Annotated in this window: 13 protein-coding genes; 7 read left to right on the top strand and 6 right to left on the bottom strand. The window is 71.0% G+C overall.

Annotation, left to right across the window (positions count from 1 at the left end; genetic code table 11):
- The first annotated feature begins 2 nt into the window (after window positions 1-2).
- From AB0B33_RS07560 to AB0B33_RS07530, 7 genes are all read left to right on the top strand, one after another.
- Window positions 3-1328: a hypothetical protein gene (locus tag AB0B33_RS07560; protein WP_360768098.1), complete on the top strand. Its 1326-nt coding sequence runs from the start codon at window positions 3-5 to the stop codon at window positions 1326-1328.
- A 7-nt stretch (window positions 1329-1335) separates the two neighbouring features.
- A complete protein-coding gene (locus AB0B33_RS07555; protein ID WP_247015213.1) occupies window positions 1336-2280 on the top strand; it encodes a glycosyltransferase family 2 protein in 945 nt (314 codons plus the stop codon).
- Complete coding sequence (locus tag AB0B33_RS07550; RefSeq protein ID WP_360768095.1) at window positions 2277-3461, top strand: polysaccharide pyruvyl transferase family protein; 1185 nt, start codon at window positions 2277-2279, stop codon at window positions 3459-3461. Before AB0B33_RS07555 ends, AB0B33_RS07550 begins: the two co-directional genes overlap by 4 nt.
- Window positions 3458-4006 carry a dTDP-4-dehydrorhamnose 3,5-epimerase family protein gene (locus AB0B33_RS07545; RefSeq protein ID WP_247015216.1) on the top strand — a complete coding sequence of 183 codons (549 nt, stop codon included), beginning with the start codon at window positions 3458-3460 and terminating at the stop codon, window positions 4004-4006. Before AB0B33_RS07550 ends, AB0B33_RS07545 begins: the two co-directional genes overlap by 4 nt.
- 8 nt (window positions 4007-4014) lie before the next feature.
- Window positions 4015-5331, top strand: coding sequence for a glutamate-1-semialdehyde 2,1-aminomutase (locus AB0B33_RS07540; RefSeq protein WP_360768623.1), 1317 nt, complete (start codon window positions 4015-4017; stop codon window positions 5329-5331).
- A gap of 93 nt (window positions 5332-5424) precedes the next feature.
- Window positions 5425-6906 carry a right-handed parallel beta-helix repeat-containing protein gene (locus tag AB0B33_RS07535; protein ID WP_360768093.1) on the top strand — a complete coding sequence of 494 codons (1482 nt, stop codon included), beginning with the start codon at window positions 5425-5427 and terminating at the stop codon, window positions 6904-6906.
- Window positions 6907-7074: 168 nt separating this feature from the next.
- On the top strand, window positions 7075-7698 hold the full coding sequence (locus tag AB0B33_RS07530; RefSeq protein WP_360768091.1) for an HAD-IA family hydrolase: 624 nt from the start codon (window positions 7075-7077) through the stop codon (window positions 7696-7698).
- Here the strand turns inward: AB0B33_RS07530 and AB0B33_RS07525 are convergent.
- The 6 genes from AB0B33_RS07525 to AB0B33_RS07500 all read right to left on the bottom strand — a co-directional run bounded on the left by AB0B33_RS07525 (window position 7685) and on the right by AB0B33_RS07500 (window position 15440).
- Entirely contained in the window at window positions 7685-8380 is a 696-nt protein-coding gene (locus AB0B33_RS07525) for a maleylpyruvate isomerase family mycothiol-dependent enzyme (protein WP_360768088.1), read from the bottom strand. The two genes, AB0B33_RS07530 and AB0B33_RS07525, sit on opposite strands and share 14 nt — an antisense overlap.
- Window positions 8381-8687: 307 nt before the next feature.
- The gene (locus AB0B33_RS07520) at window positions 8688-9335 is read right to left on the bottom strand and encodes a phosphatase PAP2 family protein (protein WP_360768085.1); all 648 of its coding nucleotides are present in this window, start codon (window positions 9333-9335) and stop codon (window positions 8688-8690) included.
- Complete coding sequence (locus tag AB0B33_RS07515) at window positions 9332-10501, bottom strand: glycosyltransferase family 4 protein (RefSeq protein WP_360768082.1); 1170 nt, start codon at window positions 10499-10501, stop codon at window positions 9332-9334. Before AB0B33_RS07515 ends, AB0B33_RS07520 begins: the two co-directional genes overlap by 4 nt.
- The gene (locus AB0B33_RS07510; RefSeq protein ID WP_247015228.1) at window positions 10498-11754 is read right to left on the bottom strand and encodes an O-antigen ligase domain-containing protein; all 1257 of its coding nucleotides are present in this window, start codon (window positions 11752-11754) and stop codon (window positions 10498-10500) included. Before AB0B33_RS07510 ends, AB0B33_RS07515 begins: the two co-directional genes overlap by 4 nt.
- A 1-nt stretch (window position 11755) precedes the next feature.
- A complete protein-coding gene (locus AB0B33_RS07505; RefSeq protein ID WP_360768079.1) occupies window positions 11756-13282 on the bottom strand; it encodes a right-handed parallel beta-helix repeat-containing protein in 1527 nt (508 codons plus the stop codon).
- A 10-nt stretch (window positions 13283-13292) separates the two neighbouring features.
- Complete coding sequence (locus AB0B33_RS07500; protein ID WP_360768076.1) at window positions 13293-15440, bottom strand: alginate lyase family protein; 2148 nt, start codon at window positions 15438-15440, stop codon at window positions 13293-13295.
- Window positions 15441-15606: the final 166 nt, after the last annotated feature.

Genomic DNA, 15606 nt, shown 5'->3' with positions numbered 1-15606 from the left:
ACGTGGCCAACCATCGCCGTGCACCGCGCTCGATCTTTCGGTCGGGCGCGGTGCGCGCGATGGCCGGACGGTTGAGCTGGGGGCTCGGCGACCAGGCGGTGTCCAGCCTGACCAACTTCGCCGTCGGCCTGTACGTGGCCCGCGAGCTCGGCACGTTCGCGTTCGGCATCTTCAGCCTCGCCTGGGTGACCTACGGCGTGGTGCTGAACGTGTCGCGCGGCCTCGCCACCGACCCGCTGATGGTGCGGTTCAGCGCGGTGCCCGAGGACCGCTGGCGCCTGGGGGTCGCCAGCGCGTCAGGCACGGCCATCGGCGTCGGCTGCGTGACGGGCGTGATCAGCCTGCTCGCCGGCCTGGCCGCGGGCGGCCCGCTCGGCAACGCCTTCGTCGCGCTCGCCGCCGTCCTGCCGGGCCTGCTGCTGCAGGACGCCTGGCGCTTCGCGTTCTTCGCCCGCGGGCAGGGCAAGAAGGCGTTCCTCAACGACGTCGTGTGCGGCGTCGCGCTGCTCCCGGCGCTGTTCATCGCCGGACGGGTCGGCACGGTCGTCGCGTTCGTCCTGGCCTGGGGCATCGCGGCCGCGATCGCCGCGGTCTACGGCTGGTTCCAGACCGGGATCCTCCCGCACCCGCGGGAGCTCGCCGGCTGGCTCCGGTCGCAGCGCGACCTGAGCGTGCGGTACCTGGTCGAGAACGTCAGCAACAGCGGCGCGTCCCAGCTGCGCGCGTACGGCCTCGGCGCCATCGCCGGCATCACCGCCGTCGGCGCGGTCCGCGGCGCCGAGCAGCTCCTCGGCCCGTTCCTCGCCCTGCTCATGGGGCTTTCCCTGGTCACCGTCGCCGAGGGTGCGCGGGTGCTTCAGCGGGCGCCGCACCGGCTGAAGCACTTCTGCGTCATCCTCGGCGGCGGGCAGGCCGCCGCCGCCCTGTGCTGGGGCCTCGGCCTGCTGCTCCTGCTGCCCGACAGCGCCGGCCGCTGGGTCATGGGCTCGGTGTGGGACTCGTCGTCCCCGCTGATTCTCCCGGTCACCCTGGCCGTGGTCGGCGCGAGCTTCGCCACCGGCGCGGCCGCCGGACTCCGCGCGCTGGGCGCGGCCAAGCGGAGCCTGCGTTCGCAACTGATCGCCTCCCTGTTCTACGTCACGTTCGGCATCACCGGCGCCTTCCTCGACGGCGCGGCCGGATCCGCGTGGGGCGTCGCGACCGCGACCCTCACCGGCTCCGTCGTCTGGTGGCTGCAGCTGCGCCTCGGGCTGCGCGACTACGTCCCGCCGGGCGCCGACGAGCCCACCGTCGTCTTCGAGCCGATCAAAGAGCCCATCAAGGAATGAGGACTCCATGACCACCGTCCCGCGGCTGAGCCTCGGCCTCCCGGTGTACAACGGCGAGGAGTACCTCGCCGAGTCACTGGACGCCCTGCTCGGCCAGACCTACGAAGACTTCGAGCTGGTCATCTCGGACAACGCCTCCACGGACGGCACGGACGAGATCTGCCGCCGCTACGCCGACAAGGACTCGCGCATCCGCTACGTCCGCCAGCCGAAGAACATCGGCGCGACGCCGAACCACAACTTCGTGTTCGACGTCTCCCGCACCGAGCTCTTCAAGTGGGTCTCGCACGACGACCTGTACGCCCGCGACCTGCTCAAGCGGTGCGTCGACGCCCTCGACGAGCGCCCGGACGTCATCCTCGCCCACTGCGACCAGGCCATCATCGACGGCGACGGCCGCATCGTCCAGCCGCTGCAGTACACGTTGGACACCGGCTCCCGGCACGCGCCGGACCGCTTCCGCAGCATCCTGTTCGAGCCCGGCGGCGACGACTTCTACGGCGTCATCCGCGCCGACGTCCTCCGCCGCGTCAAGCCGCTCGACAGCTACCACCACGCCGACCGGACGTACTCGGCCGAGATGGCCCTGCACGGCCCGTTCTACCAGGTGCCCGAGCTGCTCTACTTCCGCCGCGACCACCCGGGCCGCGCGGAACGGGCCAACCCGACCATCCGGAGCCGGTGCGCGAATCTGGACCCGCGGCGCGCGAACCGGCTCCGGAATCCCACCGTCCGCCTGCTCGGCGAGTACGTGTACGGGTTCGCGGACCTGATCCGCCGCGCGCCGATCTCGGCCGCCGACAAGCGCGAGTGCTTCGGGCACCTCGGAGCCTGGCTGACGAACCGCGCGCGCTCCGGCCACGGCGAGCGCGTCGAGGACCGCGCCCCGACCGCCTCCGACGTCACCACGGTCAACGAGATCGTGGCCGGCCGCGAAGGCAGGCTCGCGTGAAGCGTGCCCCGCGCGTCGGCGTCTTCGGCCTGCTCGGCTCGGGGAACCTCGGCAACGACGGTTCCCTCGAAGCCGTGCTCGGCTACCTGCGCACCGAGCACCCGGACGCCGTCCTGACCGGCCTGGTGGGCGGCCCGGACATCGTCCGCGAGCGGTACGGCGTCGACACCACGCCCCTGCACTGGAACCAGGCCGAGTACGAGACGGCGTCCGGCCTCCGGTCGATCGTCCTCAAGGGACTCGGCAAGCTGGTCGACATCGGCCGTACGGCCGCCTGGGTCCGCCGGCAGGACGTCGTCATCGTGCCCGGCATGGGCGTCCTCGAAGCGACACTCCCGCTGCGTCCGTGGGGTTTCCCGTATTCGCTCTTCCTCCTTTCCGCCACCGGGCGGCTCTTCGGCACCAAGATCGCGCTGGTCAGCGTCGGCGCGAACCACATCAGCGCGCGGGCCACCCGGACGCTCGTCCGCTGGGCCGGCCGCCTGGCCGCCTACCGCTCCTACCGCGACGACATCTCCCGTGACGCCATGCGCGCCATGGGCGTCGACACCAGCTACGACGAGGTCTACCCCGACCTCGCGTTCTCCCTCCCCACTCCGGCCGCCGACGGAGTGCCGGGCACCGTCGGCGTCGGCGTGATGGCCTACTACGGCGGCAACGACGACCGCGCCGACGGCGACCGCATCTACCGCCACTACGTCGACACGATGAACCGTTTCGTCGGCCGGCTCGTTGACCAGGGCAGACCCGTCCGGCTGTTCATCGGTGACCAGATCGACCGGCAGGTCGTCGACGAGATCATCGAGAACACCGCTTCCCCGCTGGTGACGGCGGCCTCGGCGGAGACCCTGGACGAGCTGATGCACGAGATGGCGGCGGTGGACAGCGTGGTGGCCACGCGCTACCACAACGTGCTCTGCGCCCTGAAAGTCGCGAAGCCGACCGTCGCGATCGGGTACGCGCCGAAGAACGACGTGCTCATGGCGGAGATGGGCCTCGACGACTTCACCCAGCGGGCGAAGGCCGTCGACTTCGACCGGCTCGTCGAGCAGTTCACCGAACTCGAAAACCGGGCGCCGGAACTGCACCAGATCCTGGCCGAACGCAACGACAACAACACCCAGCGACTCAAGGACCAGTTCGCCGCCCTTTCGGCGGCCCTCTTCGGGGGTGCGCGATGAAGGCCATTCCGGTGCCCGAGATCGAGGGCGTGTACCTGTTCGAACCGACCCCGCACGCGGACGAGCGCGGCTTCTTCAGCCGGACGTTCGACCGCGAAGTCGTCGCGTCGGTCGGCATCGACCCGGACGGTTTCGCCCAAGACAGCCTTTCCCGCTCCCGCAAGGGAGTCGTCCGCGGGATGCACCTGCGCGGCGGAGCCGGCGAGGCGAAGCTGGTGCGGTGCTCGCACGGCGCGATCTTCGACGTCGTGGTGGATCTCCGACCGGATTCACCCACATTTCGCAATGTCAAAACGTTCGAACTTTCCGGTGAGACGCAGGTTTCGGTGTACATCCCGGCGGGCTGCGCCCACGGATTCCAGTCACTCACCGAAGTCTCCGATGTGTCGTATCGTATCGATCGGCCCCACGACCCGTCCGAAGACATCACAATTTCGTACAAAGACCCAGAATTGGACATTTCGTGGCCACTGTCGGTCACAATGGTCAGTGACCGGGATGAGCGCGCGCCGTCTCTCGGAGAGGCGTTGAAACCAACGAGGTGACCCCCATGATGGGAACGAACTTGCCCCGCTCGGCGGAGGCGAACGAGCGGCTGCACCGGGCCATCCCGGGCGGTGCGCACACCTACGCCAAGGGCTCGGACCAGTATCCCGAAGGGATGGCTCCGGTCATCTCCCACGGCCTCGGCGGCCACGTCTGGGACGTCGACGGCAACGAGTACATCGAGTACGGCGCCGGCCTGCGGGCGGTCATCCTCGGCCACGCCCACCCGCGGGTCCTCGAAGCGGTCCGCGGCGAGCTCGGCAAGGGCAGCAACTTCATCCGCCCGTCGATCATCGAGGCCGACGCGGCCGAGCGGTTCCTCGAGAACGTGCCGACCGCCGACATGGTGAAGTTCACCAAGAACGGCTCCGACGCCACGACCGCCGCCGTCCGCCTGGCCCGCGCCGCCACCGGCCGCAAGCTCGTCGCCAAGTGCGCCGACCACGCCTTCTTCTCCACCGACGACTGGTTCATCGGCACCACGCCGATGAGCGCCGGCATCCCGGACGAGACGACGGAAGCGGTCCTGTCCTTCCCGTACGGCGACCTGCAGGCCGCGGAGGAGCTGCTGCAGCGCCACGACGGCGAGATCGCGTGCCTGATCCTGGAGGCGGCCGCGGCGGTGGAGCCGCCGGCGGGGTACCTGCAGGGCCTGCGCGAGCTGACCACCCGGTACGGCGTCGTGCTGGTCTTCGACGAGATGATCACCGGCTTCCGGTGGTCCCCCCACGGCGCACAGGGCCTCTACGGCGTCACGCCCGACCTCTCGACGTTCGGCAAGGCACTCGGCAACGGCTTCGCCGTCTCGGCGCTGGCCGGCAAGCGGGAGCTGATGGAGATCGGCGGCCTGCGCAGCGACCGTGAGCGGGTGTTCCTGCTGTCCACCACCCACGGCGCCGAGACCCATTCGCTCGCCGCCGCGATGGCGGTGATGGACGTCTACCGCGACGAGGACGTCGTCGGCAGGCTCCACGCCCTCGGCGACCGGCTCGCCGAAGGTGTCCGCGAGGTGGCGGCCGGGATCGGCGTGGAGGACCACGTCGTCGTCCGCGGCCGGGCCAGCAACCTCGTCTTCGGCACGCTCGACGAACAGGGCAAGCCGTCGCAGCCGTACCGGACGTTGTTCCTGCGCGAACTGATCAGCGGCGGTGTGCTCGGACCGTCCTTCGTGGTCAGTGCCGCGCTCACCGAGGCCGACATCGACAAGACGATCGACGTGGTCGCCCAGGCCTGCACGGTCTACCGGAAGGCGCTCGACGCCCAGGACCCGACGCCGTGGATGGGCGGTCGCCCGGTGCAGCCGGTGTTCCGCAAATACGCCTGACCCGACCGGGCCGGAAGCGGATTCACCCTCTGGGTCCGATGAGGACACTGGAGGGTGACTGCTTTCCGGCCCGTCCGTGCGTAACTTCCTGCCATGGGCAGATCTCGTGCGGTTCTCGTCGCTGCTTGCTCGCTCCTGATCGCCGTGGCTTGCCCGGTGGTCGCGCGCGCCGCCGACGGGCCCGGGCCGGTGTGCGACCACCAGCCCGCGGAGCACGGGGAAGCGCCTCCCGGAGCCGTCTCCGTCGATCCGGGCGTCGACGGAGACCTCTCCGCCCAGACGGCGGCCCACCCGCCCGGCACGACGTTCTGGCTCCGCCCCGGCACCCACACGCTCGGCACGGACGAGTTCGGCCAGGTCGCCCCGAAGGACGGTGACGTCTACCTCGGCGCGCCGGGCGCGATCGTCGACGGCCGCAGCGTCAACCGCGCGGCCTTCACCCAGCGGGCGCGCGACGTCGAGATCCGCGGGCTCACCATCCGCGGCTTCGCCGCCCTCCAGGACCAGGGCGTGGTCAACCACGACTCCGGCGACGGCTGGCTCATCGAGAACACCACCATCGAGGACAACGCCGGCGCGGGCCTGATGGCCGGCGCCCGCCAGGTCGTCCGGCACAGCTGCTTGCGCAACAACGGCCAGTACGGGCTCAACGCCTACCAGGCGGGCGACGGCATCACCGGGCTCGTGCTGGAGGGCAACGAGATCACCGGCAACAACACCGGCGACTGGGAGACCAAGGTGCCGGGCTGCGGGTGCAGCGGCGGCGCCAAGTTCTGGGCCGTGAACGGGGCGGACATCCGCGGCAACTGGGTCCACGGCAACCACGGCGCCGGCCTGTGGGCCGACACGAACGACAACGACTTCCTCGTCGAGGACAACCTGTTCGAAGCGAACGCGGCCGAGGCGTTCTTCTACGAGACCAGCTACAACCTCGTGCTGCGCGGCAACACGTTCCGCGGCAACGCGCTGGTGCAGGGCCGCGCGTTCGCCGCCCGCGGCGACAACTTCCCGGTGGCGACGGTGTACTTGTCGGAATCCGGCGGCGAGCCGCGCGTGCCGGCGCGGACCACGACCGTCGACATCAGCGGGAACACCTTCGAGGACAACTGGGCCGGGATCACGGCGTGGGAGAACGCCGACCGCTTCTGCGCCAGCCCGGCGAACACGTCTTCGGGCTACTGCACCGAGGTCGCGCAGCCGTCTTCGTGCGCCGCGGGCACGATCGAGAAGCCGCCGGCGTACGACGACTGCCGCTGGAAGACGCAGCGGGTCGAGATCCACGGGAACACCTTCCGGTTCGATCCCGGCCGGATCGGCTGCACGAGCCTGTGCGGGCGGATGGCGCTGCTCTCGAACTACGGGACTTTCCCGGATTGGTCCCCCTACAAGGGAACCGTGGTCGAGGACGCGATCACGTTCAAGCAGGGCAACCGGTGGCACGGCAACTCCTACACCGGGCCGTGGGCTTTCGTCGTGCATGACACCTCCAGGACGGTCGACGCTGCGGGCTGGCGGGCGGAGCCCTACTCGCAGGACGAATGCTCTTCTTTCGGCGGTGGGCCCGCCGGCTGCTGATCACGAGCTTGCCGACCGGGTCCGACAATTTCCACCGGCGTCCGGGCCGGACACGCGATTTTTCCCTTGTGGGCCAGGGGAAAAGTCGCGAACGGAGAATTCCGGACACTGGTCACTTCACCCTTTCCAGCGATGGCGCTCGCACGTGTGTTCGGTACCGTCGAAGACATGGCCCCCTCGACCACCACCCCCGCAGCCCGCGATCGCGACGCGATCGAGGTCGTCGCGTTCGACGCCATGGGCGTGCTCTACTCGTGCGCCGACGACGTCGCGGAGCTGCTCGTGCCGTACCTCCGCAGCCACGGCTGCGTGCTGGACCGGCCCGGGATCGCCCAGCTGTACCGGGAATGCAGCCTCGGCAAGATGTCCTCCGCGGACTTCTGGGCGACAGCCGGTGCGGCCGGGGCGTCGGACGAGGAGTACTGCCTGAACCACCGCCTCACCGAAGGCGCGGTCGCCCTGCTCGCCGAACTCGAGGCCACCGGCGTGCGGCTGGTGTGCCTGAGCAACGACGTGAGCGAGTGGTCGAAACTGCTGCGTGAGCGGTTCGGGCTCGGCGAGTACGTCACCGACTGGTTCGTCAGCGGGGACATCGGCGTGCGCAAGCCCGGCCCGGAAGCGTTCGCCACGCTGTGCCGCCGGCTCGACGTGGTGCCCGAAAGGGTGCTGCTCATCGACGACCGCGAAGAAAACGTCACCGCCGCCCGCGACGCCGGTTTCCAGGCGTTGCGCTTCGGCAGGCCCCATCTGTCCACAATGGACCAGTTGCGGAAGGAACTCAGACCGTGGTGAAACGCGCGCTCGGCTCGCCTCGAAGACGCCCGGCGGGCAACCGCCGATTGCACAGCACGAGCAACAGGTCCTGGGCCGCCCCGGTGAGCGGGGTACCGGTGCCGTACGACCAGTCGAGGTCGTCGGCGCGCAGGGCAACGCCGTCCAGGTCGGTCCCGAAGTACTTGACCTGCTTCGGCTTCATCGCAGCGAAGATCACCTCGAGGCGCTCCGGTGGAACACGCCGTTCGAGACCGAGGGCGGTCGTGATGTCCAGCCCGTGGATCACGTCGTGGCTCAAGGCGCCTTCCGCCCCACCGCCCGGCGGCCGCCAGAGGTGGTCGGCGTTGTCGCGCAGCGAGGCGACCAGCGCCTCGCGCGACAGGTCAGCGGCATCCCGGCGAGCAACGCGGTCAGCCATGGCGTGGAAGCGCCCACCGGACTTCACCAGCTCACGCACGAACCGCCCGGTCGAGAACCGGAACGGCATGGTCATGTGCGCGACGACCTCAGGCACCCGCCAGCCGGCGCACAAGGTCGGCGCCACCCAGTCACGGGGCGAAAGCCCGTCCAGCACGACGGCCAGCTCCCGCCTCTCGGCGGCGATCAGCTCTTGGATCATGGGGATCTCCTTCGCAGGTAGGACACCCCACCGACGAACGAAACCCGCCCGGACCGACACCACCGACGCCGCGATCTCCACCGCGGTCCGCGATCGCTCCGGCCAGCCGGCAAAGCCGATCGGCCAGGCCCACCCGACGCCGGCCCATCGGCAGCCCACGCCCACCGGTCGTACTCGCCCGCAACCGGCACCGTCCCATCCGACGGCCGCCAGCCACACCCACCCAAACCTGACACCGGCCCGACGAGCGACCACGACCCGACCGGCCAAGCCAATCGACCACGCGCACCCAACATCAGCCCATCAAGCAGCCGGCCAACCGGCTGCGCCCACCGACCAGGCCCCCACGCGGCCAGAACCGGGCCGGCGAGCGACCACCGACCAGCCCTCAGAGCCGGTCGGCGACGCGATCCACCACCCACCCCGTCGCCGGGACCGCGGCCAGCGCGGCGCAGAACCCGCCGACGGCATCCGTCGGGTAGTGCGCCCCCAAGGCCACCTCGGCCCACCCCATCGCGACCCCGGCGACCAGCGCCAAGCCGAGGACCACCGGCACCGCGGTCCCGCGCCCCAGCTCCAGCCGATCGACCAGCAGCAGGCCGATGACCAGCGCGAGTGCCGTCGCCAGAGCCGTGTGCCCGCTCGGGTACGACAGGAACTCACCGTGGATGGTGCGCCCGACGATCGGCTTCAAGGCCGTCGTCACGGCCACCGTGACCAGGACGCCCAGCACCGTCAGCACGGCCGTCCGCGCGCGGCGGGCCAGGAAGCACACCCCGGCGATCAGGGCGACCAGGATCACCGACCCGACCGGTTCGCCGCCGAAGTCGATGACCAGCGCGACGTACCGCCACGGTGGCTCGACCCCGTCGAGCGACGGCAGGACGGCGGCGTCGATCCCGGTCAGCCCGGAGTCGTGGAAGTGGAGGATGCCGAGCGCCACGAGCACCGCCGTCGCCAACGCTCCCGACATGGCCAGCGGGGTGCGCAGCACGAGCGGCAGGACCGCCGGTGCCGTCCGGACCAGCTGCTTCACGCCTCGATCGCCGCCTTGTACCCGGCGATCAACCGGTCCAGGCCGACCGCCGGGGTGAAGTCCTTCTCGTACCGGACGCGGGCCGCGTCTCCCATCTCGCCGTTGCGGTCGCCGACGACCTCGCGCAGCCGTTCCGCGAGCGACACCTCGTCGTTCGGCTGGTGCAGGAGGCCGGTGATGCCGTCCTCGACGAGCTCGGGGAACGCCCCGTGGGCGGCGGCGACGGTGGGCACGCCCGCCGCCATGGCCTCGACCACCACGAGGCCGAACGCCTCCAGCCACGTCGACGGAGCGACCACGGCGACCGCGTCGGCCGTGAGCGCGCGGCACTCGGCCTTGTTCTGGAGGCCCACGTACGAGACGTCGGCACGTCCGGCCGCCCAGGCCGCGACCTCGTCCTGCATCGGGCCCGTGCCGGCGATGACCAGCGGAACTCCCAGGGCGCCGCCGAGGCGGTCCCAGGCCCGCATCAGCAGGCCGACCCCCTTCTCCTCGGTCACCCGGCCGAGGAACAGGACGTGCTTCCCGTCGCCGGTGCGGCGGACGCCGGGGTCGGTGACGAAGTTGTGCTTCACCGCCATCCGCTCGCCGGGCATCCCGGCCGACACCAGGAGGTCGCGTTGCGCCGCCGAAATGCAGAAGAACCGCGAAACGCCCGTCCACCACCGGCGCCGGTTCGCGACCATGCTCGCCGCCATCGGGAGCGTGGCCGCGCTCGAACCGCGGTAGCAGCCGTGCTTCACCGCCGGCAACGGTGAGCCGCCGACGCACTCGGTGCAGATGTGGCCGTCGCGGTGGAGCGTGCCGGGCGGGCAGACCATCGTGTAGTTGTGCAGCGTCGCGACCGCGGGCACCCCCGCGTCCGCGCAGGCGGCGACCACCGACGGTGACAGCAGCGGGAACGTGTTGTGGATGTGCACGACGTCCGGGCGCTTCGCGCGCAGGCGGGCGGCGAGTTCCTTCCGCACCGCTGGGTTCCACGGCACCATCAGCGGCACCGCGGCCTTGCGGGGCAGCGGCATCGCCGCGATGTCGTCGCTGCGGCGTTCGAACAGCGACACCTCGTGGCCGCCCTCGGCGAGCAGCGAGACTTCGGCGTCGACGACGTTGTTCTCACCGCTCGGCTGCTCGGACCGGTACCGGTTGTGCACCACGAGCACCCTCACGCGCTTGCCCCCTTCGCCGGGATGAATGCTTGTTCGTCGGACTGCGGAACACCGCGGACCAGCAGTGACGCGGCCACGGCCAGGTGCAGCAGATACGGCGACGCGTCGCCGAGACCAGCTTCGGTGTAGGAGGCCGAAACGCAGTAGGTGATCAGGAAGATCGCGCACGCCCTCGCCAGCGACGGCGGCCGCAGCACCGCGACGACGATCAACGTGAGGAGGAACCCGGCGACCAAGGCGATTCCGACGAAGCCCTGCTCGTGGTAGATCGCGAGCCAGCTGTTGTCGATCGGGAGCCCGTCGTACGACTTGTCCGTCAGCCCGACGCCGAAGATGTACTCGGCCGTCGACCGCGGGGCCTCCAGCAGGGCGTCCCACACCTTCGCGCGGCCGGTGAGGCTGGAGAAGTTGTCCGCGCTCTGCCCGCGGAGGAACCACGTCTGGAGCGCGCCCGCGAGGACCACGCCGGCGACCCCGCCGACGCCGACCGTCCACGCGAACACCTTCCGGGCGCGGGCGCTGGTCAGGAGCATCGACAGGAAGGCCACCGAGAGCCCGGCGACGAGGCCGAGCGTCGCGGTGCGGGTGTGCGTGAGCATCAGCAGGCCCACCACCGGCACCACGATGACCACCGCGCTGCGCCACGTCGTGCGGCGCCCGAACCAGAGGAGGAGCGTGAGCCCGGCGATGACCGCCGCGTACTGGCCGATCTGCGGCGGGGTGAGCGGCCAGATCGCGCCCGAAAGCCGGCCGCCGTAGATTTCCGGCATCGCGTTGCCCGGGGAGATCACCAGGCCGATCGCCACGGACGCGAGCACGATGGCGTAGGTGCGGATGTGGTAGCGGACGAAGTTGAAGCTGCCGTCCCACCAGCGGGTCAGCAGCCAGAGCGTGGACACGAACACCGTCAGCCGGAAGCACCGGAACAGCGCGCCCGCGCCCTCCTTCAGGTCGGCGCTGGCGAGGATGCTGGACACCAGCAGCAGCGTCAGCAGCAGCAAGTAGGCGCTCGAGCGGACCCGCAGGTGCTTGTTCAGCACCAGCGCGATCACGAAGGCCGTCATCAGCGAGCCCATCGTGACCAGCTGGCTGACCGACCGCGGCAGGGGGATGACCGTCTTCGCGCCGGTCGACCCGAGGGTGTTGAGGATCAGCAGCGCCCAGGCCAGCCCGGCCCACTTCGGGGTCGCGGACGCGGGTTCGGCCGCGGCCTCGCCGCGGATGCCGGCGATCGATGCGGTGTGCGCCGTCATGTCAGCCCCCGCCCTGTGCGCTGTACGTGCTCCCGGTGTCCTGCGAGTACGGCGAGCCTTCCCACTCGCCGATCTCGAGGATGCGATCGGTCGTGTACGCGATGAACGTCCACGGGCCCAGGTAGCTGTTGTCGTGCCAGCGGTTGTCCTGCCGGTAAGTGATCGCTTCCTGGACCACGTCGCCCTTGTACGGCGACCACTCCGGGTAGGTGCCGAAGTTCGACAGCAGGCCCATCCGGCCGCACGCGGCCTGGCAGCCGACGACCGCCGGGTCGAGGACGAACTTGTTGTCGTGGATGTCGACGTGCTGGGTCTTCCAGCGGCAGTCGGCCAGCAGCGGGCCGGACGTGATCGCCGGGGCCGCGCACTGCTTCACGTCCGGCACCAGCCGGGTGCAGTCGCCGGAGGAGGTGTTGGCCGGGCTGTTGCAGTAGCGGTCGGCGTTCTCCCACAACGTGATCCCGGACCAGTTGTTCTCCAGGTAGTTGCGGGAGATCTCGATCTTCGCGGTGCGCGCCTTGATCCGCGGCTCGCCGCCGGACTCGGAGATGTAGATCGTCGGCGTCGGGAAGTTGTCGCCGCGGTCGGCGTACCGGCGGCCGTCGACCCAGTTGTTCTTGCGGATCGTGTTGTCGCGGATGACGGCGTTGTAGCTGATCTCGTAGATCAGCGCGGCACCGTCGTTGTCCTCGATGAGGTTGCCCTCGATGAGGAAGTCGTTGTTGTTGGTGTCGGCCCAGAGCCCGGTGCCGTGGTTGTCGTGCACCCAGTTGCCGCGCACGTCGGCGCCGTTCACGTCCCAGAACTTGATCCCGCCGCTGCAGCCGCAGCCCTCGATCTTCGTCTCCCAGTCGCCGGTGTTGTTGCCGGCGATCTCGTTGCCCTCCACGACGAGCGTGGTGAGCGGGGTGCTGCCGGAGTAGGCGTTGATCCCGTACTGGCCGTTGCGGCGCAGGCAGTTGCCGCGCACCTGCTGGCGCGCACCCGCCATCAGGCCGGCGCCGTCGTTGTCCTGGATCGTCGAGTGCTCGATCAGCCAGCCGTCGCCGGAGTCGTGGTTGACCACGCCTTCGTCGTGCGGTGCGACGAAGCCCTGCACGGTCACGTAGGTGATCTTGACGTTCACCGCGTGGCCGGTGAAGGCGTACTGGTTGATCTTGCGGCCGTCGACGATCGCGCCCGGTGCGCCGATGTAGACGTCGCCGTCCTTCGGGGACACCTGGTCGTACTTGTCGTCGCCGAGGATGTGCTTGCCGGGCTTGAGCCAGAACGTCGTGCCCGGGCCGGCCGAACGGGTCTTCGCCGCGAGGTCGCCGGGCACCGCCGGGTCGACGACGACCGCCCCCGCCGGCGCGGCCGTCGGACCGGCGGGCTCCTTGTCGCACACGGCCGCGACCGAACCGCTGGGCGCCGCGGTGGCCTGGGCCGGTCCCCCGTCGGTATCCGGCCCGCCCGAGCACGCCGCGACCGTGAGCAGGACGCCGAGCAGCGGAGCGGCACGGCGGAGTCGGAAGCGGCGGGCTGTCACGGGCGGGGTCCTAACTGAAGTGGAGCAGGGTGGTGAGCTGTCCGGGCGTCCCGGATCCGATGAGGGTGGTCGAGGGTTCCTTCCGGCCGAAGCCCGCGGAGTACCAGCCGAGCGGCGGCTCGCTCTCACCGCGGTGCACGCGCCACGACAACTCGGGTGGCAACTCGAGCACCGCGGTCCGCACGCCCCCACCGGAACCGGCGAGCGAACCGGCACCGGCGAGCGCACTGTCGCTGGCGAGCGAACCGGACACCCGGCCGACGACCGGATCGGGCGCGGCAGCGAGTTGCCCGGCACGACCGGCCTCGCTGCCGGAGTCGGACCGGCTTTCCTCGGCCGCGTTCGAGACACCCGCCGCCCCACCGGACCGGCTCGCACCGGCCTCGGCGGCCGGGGCCGACGCATCCGGAGCGGGCCAGCGGAGATGGGCCGTCGTTCCGTCGAGCATCACCGTCACCGCCGGGCCCAGGTGGAACGCCAAGCGTCCCGCCGCGCCCGCTTCGCCCAGGACCTCGTCGACGATCGTCAGCACTTCGCCGTCCAGCTCGACCGTGCGGCGGTGGACCGCCGGGGCGTAGCCGTCGTGCGCGGCCGACCAGCGGGCGGGGCCGTCAGGTGGGGTGCGGACGTCGAGGACCTTCGTCACCGCGTGGCGGGTCCACAGGAACGGGCCGCCCGACACCGACTGGTCGCGGCCTTCCAGTTCCAGGGTGTTGTGGCCGAGCGTCGAGCGGAAGTACGACCGCCACTGCGGTTCGCCGTGGTAGCAGAACGTGCCCGGGTCGGCGAGGATCTCGACGCCGTCGTGGCGGACCTCCACCGACAGCGCGTCCGCGTGGGCGTGGGCCGCGATCGACAGGAACCCGTGCGGGCCACCGTCGCAGCGGGCCCACACGCGGCCCGAGCGCAAGATCGTCATGCCCGCGTCGCGCAGGTGGGCCGGCCGCTGACCGGGCCGGACGCCGGTCGCCCGCGGGGTGCGCGCGGCCAACGACGCCAGCAGGGGCGTGCGGACGTCGTCGCCGGGGAGCGGCGGCCACCAGTCCAGGCGGCCGAACAGGATCTCGCCGGTGGCCAGCAGCGACGCCCAGCGATCGGTCGAGACGCCGTCGACGATCAGGCCGAAGCCGTCGTCGGCGTCGCCCTGCCGAGGGGGGTGCAGTCTGTTGTCCACAATGGACGCCAGGGCATCGGTCATCCGGAGCAGGACGTCCCACGTCGAGTCCGGCACCGGCGTGCCTGCCGCGTCGGCCTCGAGCGCGGCCGCGAGGCCCAGCTCCAGGACCAGGCCGTGGTACTCCGACGCGAGTTCGGCGTTCAGCCCGGACGGGAACGTGTTGCGGCCGAGCTGGACGTCCAGCGAGCGCGTCGCCGACGTCCGCCAGCCCGCCGACTCCGGGAACCAGCCGAACGCGCACGCCGCGGCCAGCAGGCCCGCGTCCTCGGCGATCACGTGGTTGTTAGCCGAGGAGCCGTGGCTGCGCAGGGTCGCGAGCCAGTTCTGGTGGTGCCACAGCTGGAGCTGGAAGTCCGGGTTGTCCTCGAACAGCTCCGGCGCGCCCGCCCAGCCGTCGAGCAGGCGGCGCGTCCAGACCCACGACAGCAGCCGGATGCCGAGCTCGATGCCGCTCACCCAGTGCGGGCCCTGCAGCGGCGGGTTTTCCGCCCACCACGAACGCAGGTGGGCGGCGACGCGCGTGGCGTAAGCCGGTGTGCCGGTCAGGGCGTATGCCGCGGCCAGCACGGTCAGGTGCTGGTGGCGCGACGGTTCCCAGATCTGCTTGATGTCGCCGACCGCGTCTTCCGACCGGTACGGGACGTCGAAGGCGTACACGTCCGAGGGCGCGCGGCGGCCGGTCTTCGGGTCGAGGAACCAGTCCGGCGAGATCATGTCGGTGCGGACCACGCCGAAGTACTCGGCGCGGCCCGCCATCAGCTCGTCGGCGGTGGCCAGCAGCCGCGAAGCCGCCTCGGCGGACACCTTGCCCAGCACCCCGGCCGGCAGCGTGGCGGTGAACCGCGGGTGCGACGGCCAGTCCGGCGCCACCGGCAAGGCGGACCGCCACTGCCGCTGGACGACGGCATGCCGAGCACGCCCGACGACCTCGGCCGGCCCCATGCGGGACAGCCGGCGCAGGTACCAGCCGGGCCCCATCATCGCGGGCCCCCTGCCGCCCGCGGCCGTACGGGCACCGCCCGCGCAGGCAACAGGCTCTCGCTGCTGCACCGCAGCTCGAACCGCTTCGGCGCCACGCTCGCTAGGTCCCCTGCACCGGCCGCCGGCGGACGCACCGGTGCCACCGCCGCCAACGACTGAGCGCCGG

The sequence above is a fragment of the Amycolatopsis sp. NPDC049159 genome, assembly GCF_040648295.1.
GTDB lineage: Bacteria > Actinomycetota > Actinomycetes > Mycobacteriales > Pseudonocardiaceae > Amycolatopsis > Amycolatopsis pretoriensis_A.
The sequence above is the reverse complement of the archived record's forward strand: the minus strand, read 5'-3'. Positions and strand labels throughout refer to the sequence as shown.

Excerpts from the sequence above, each read along its gene's own strand:
- AB0B33_RS07555 (WP_247015213.1), top strand. The coding sequence starts at position 1,336 with ATGACCACCGTCCCGCGGCTGAGCCTCGGCCTCCCGGTGTACAACGGC.
- AB0B33_RS07545 (WP_247015216.1), top strand. The coding sequence starts at position 3,458 with ATGAAGGCCATTCCGGTGCCCGAGATCGAGGGCGTGTACCTGTTCGAA.
- AB0B33_RS07540 (WP_360768623.1), top strand. The coding sequence starts at position 4,015 with ATGGGAACGAACTTGCCCCGCTCGGCGGAGGCGAACGAGCGGCTGCAC.
- AB0B33_RS07535 (WP_360768093.1), top strand. The coding sequence starts at position 5,425 with ATGGGCAGATCTCGTGCGGTTCTCGTCGCTGCTTGCTCGCTCCTGATC.
- AB0B33_RS07530 (WP_360768091.1), top strand. The coding sequence starts at position 7,075 with ATGGCCCCCTCGACCACCACCCCCGCAGCCCGCGATCGCGACGCGATC.
- AB0B33_RS07510 (WP_247015228.1), bottom strand. The coding sequence starts at position 11,754 with ATGACGGCGCACACCGCATCGATCGCCGGCATCCGCGGCGAGGCCGCG.
- AB0B33_RS07500 (WP_360768076.1), bottom strand. The coding sequence starts at position 15,440 with ATGATGGGGCCCGGCTGGTACCTGCGCCGGCTGTCCCGCATGGGGCCG.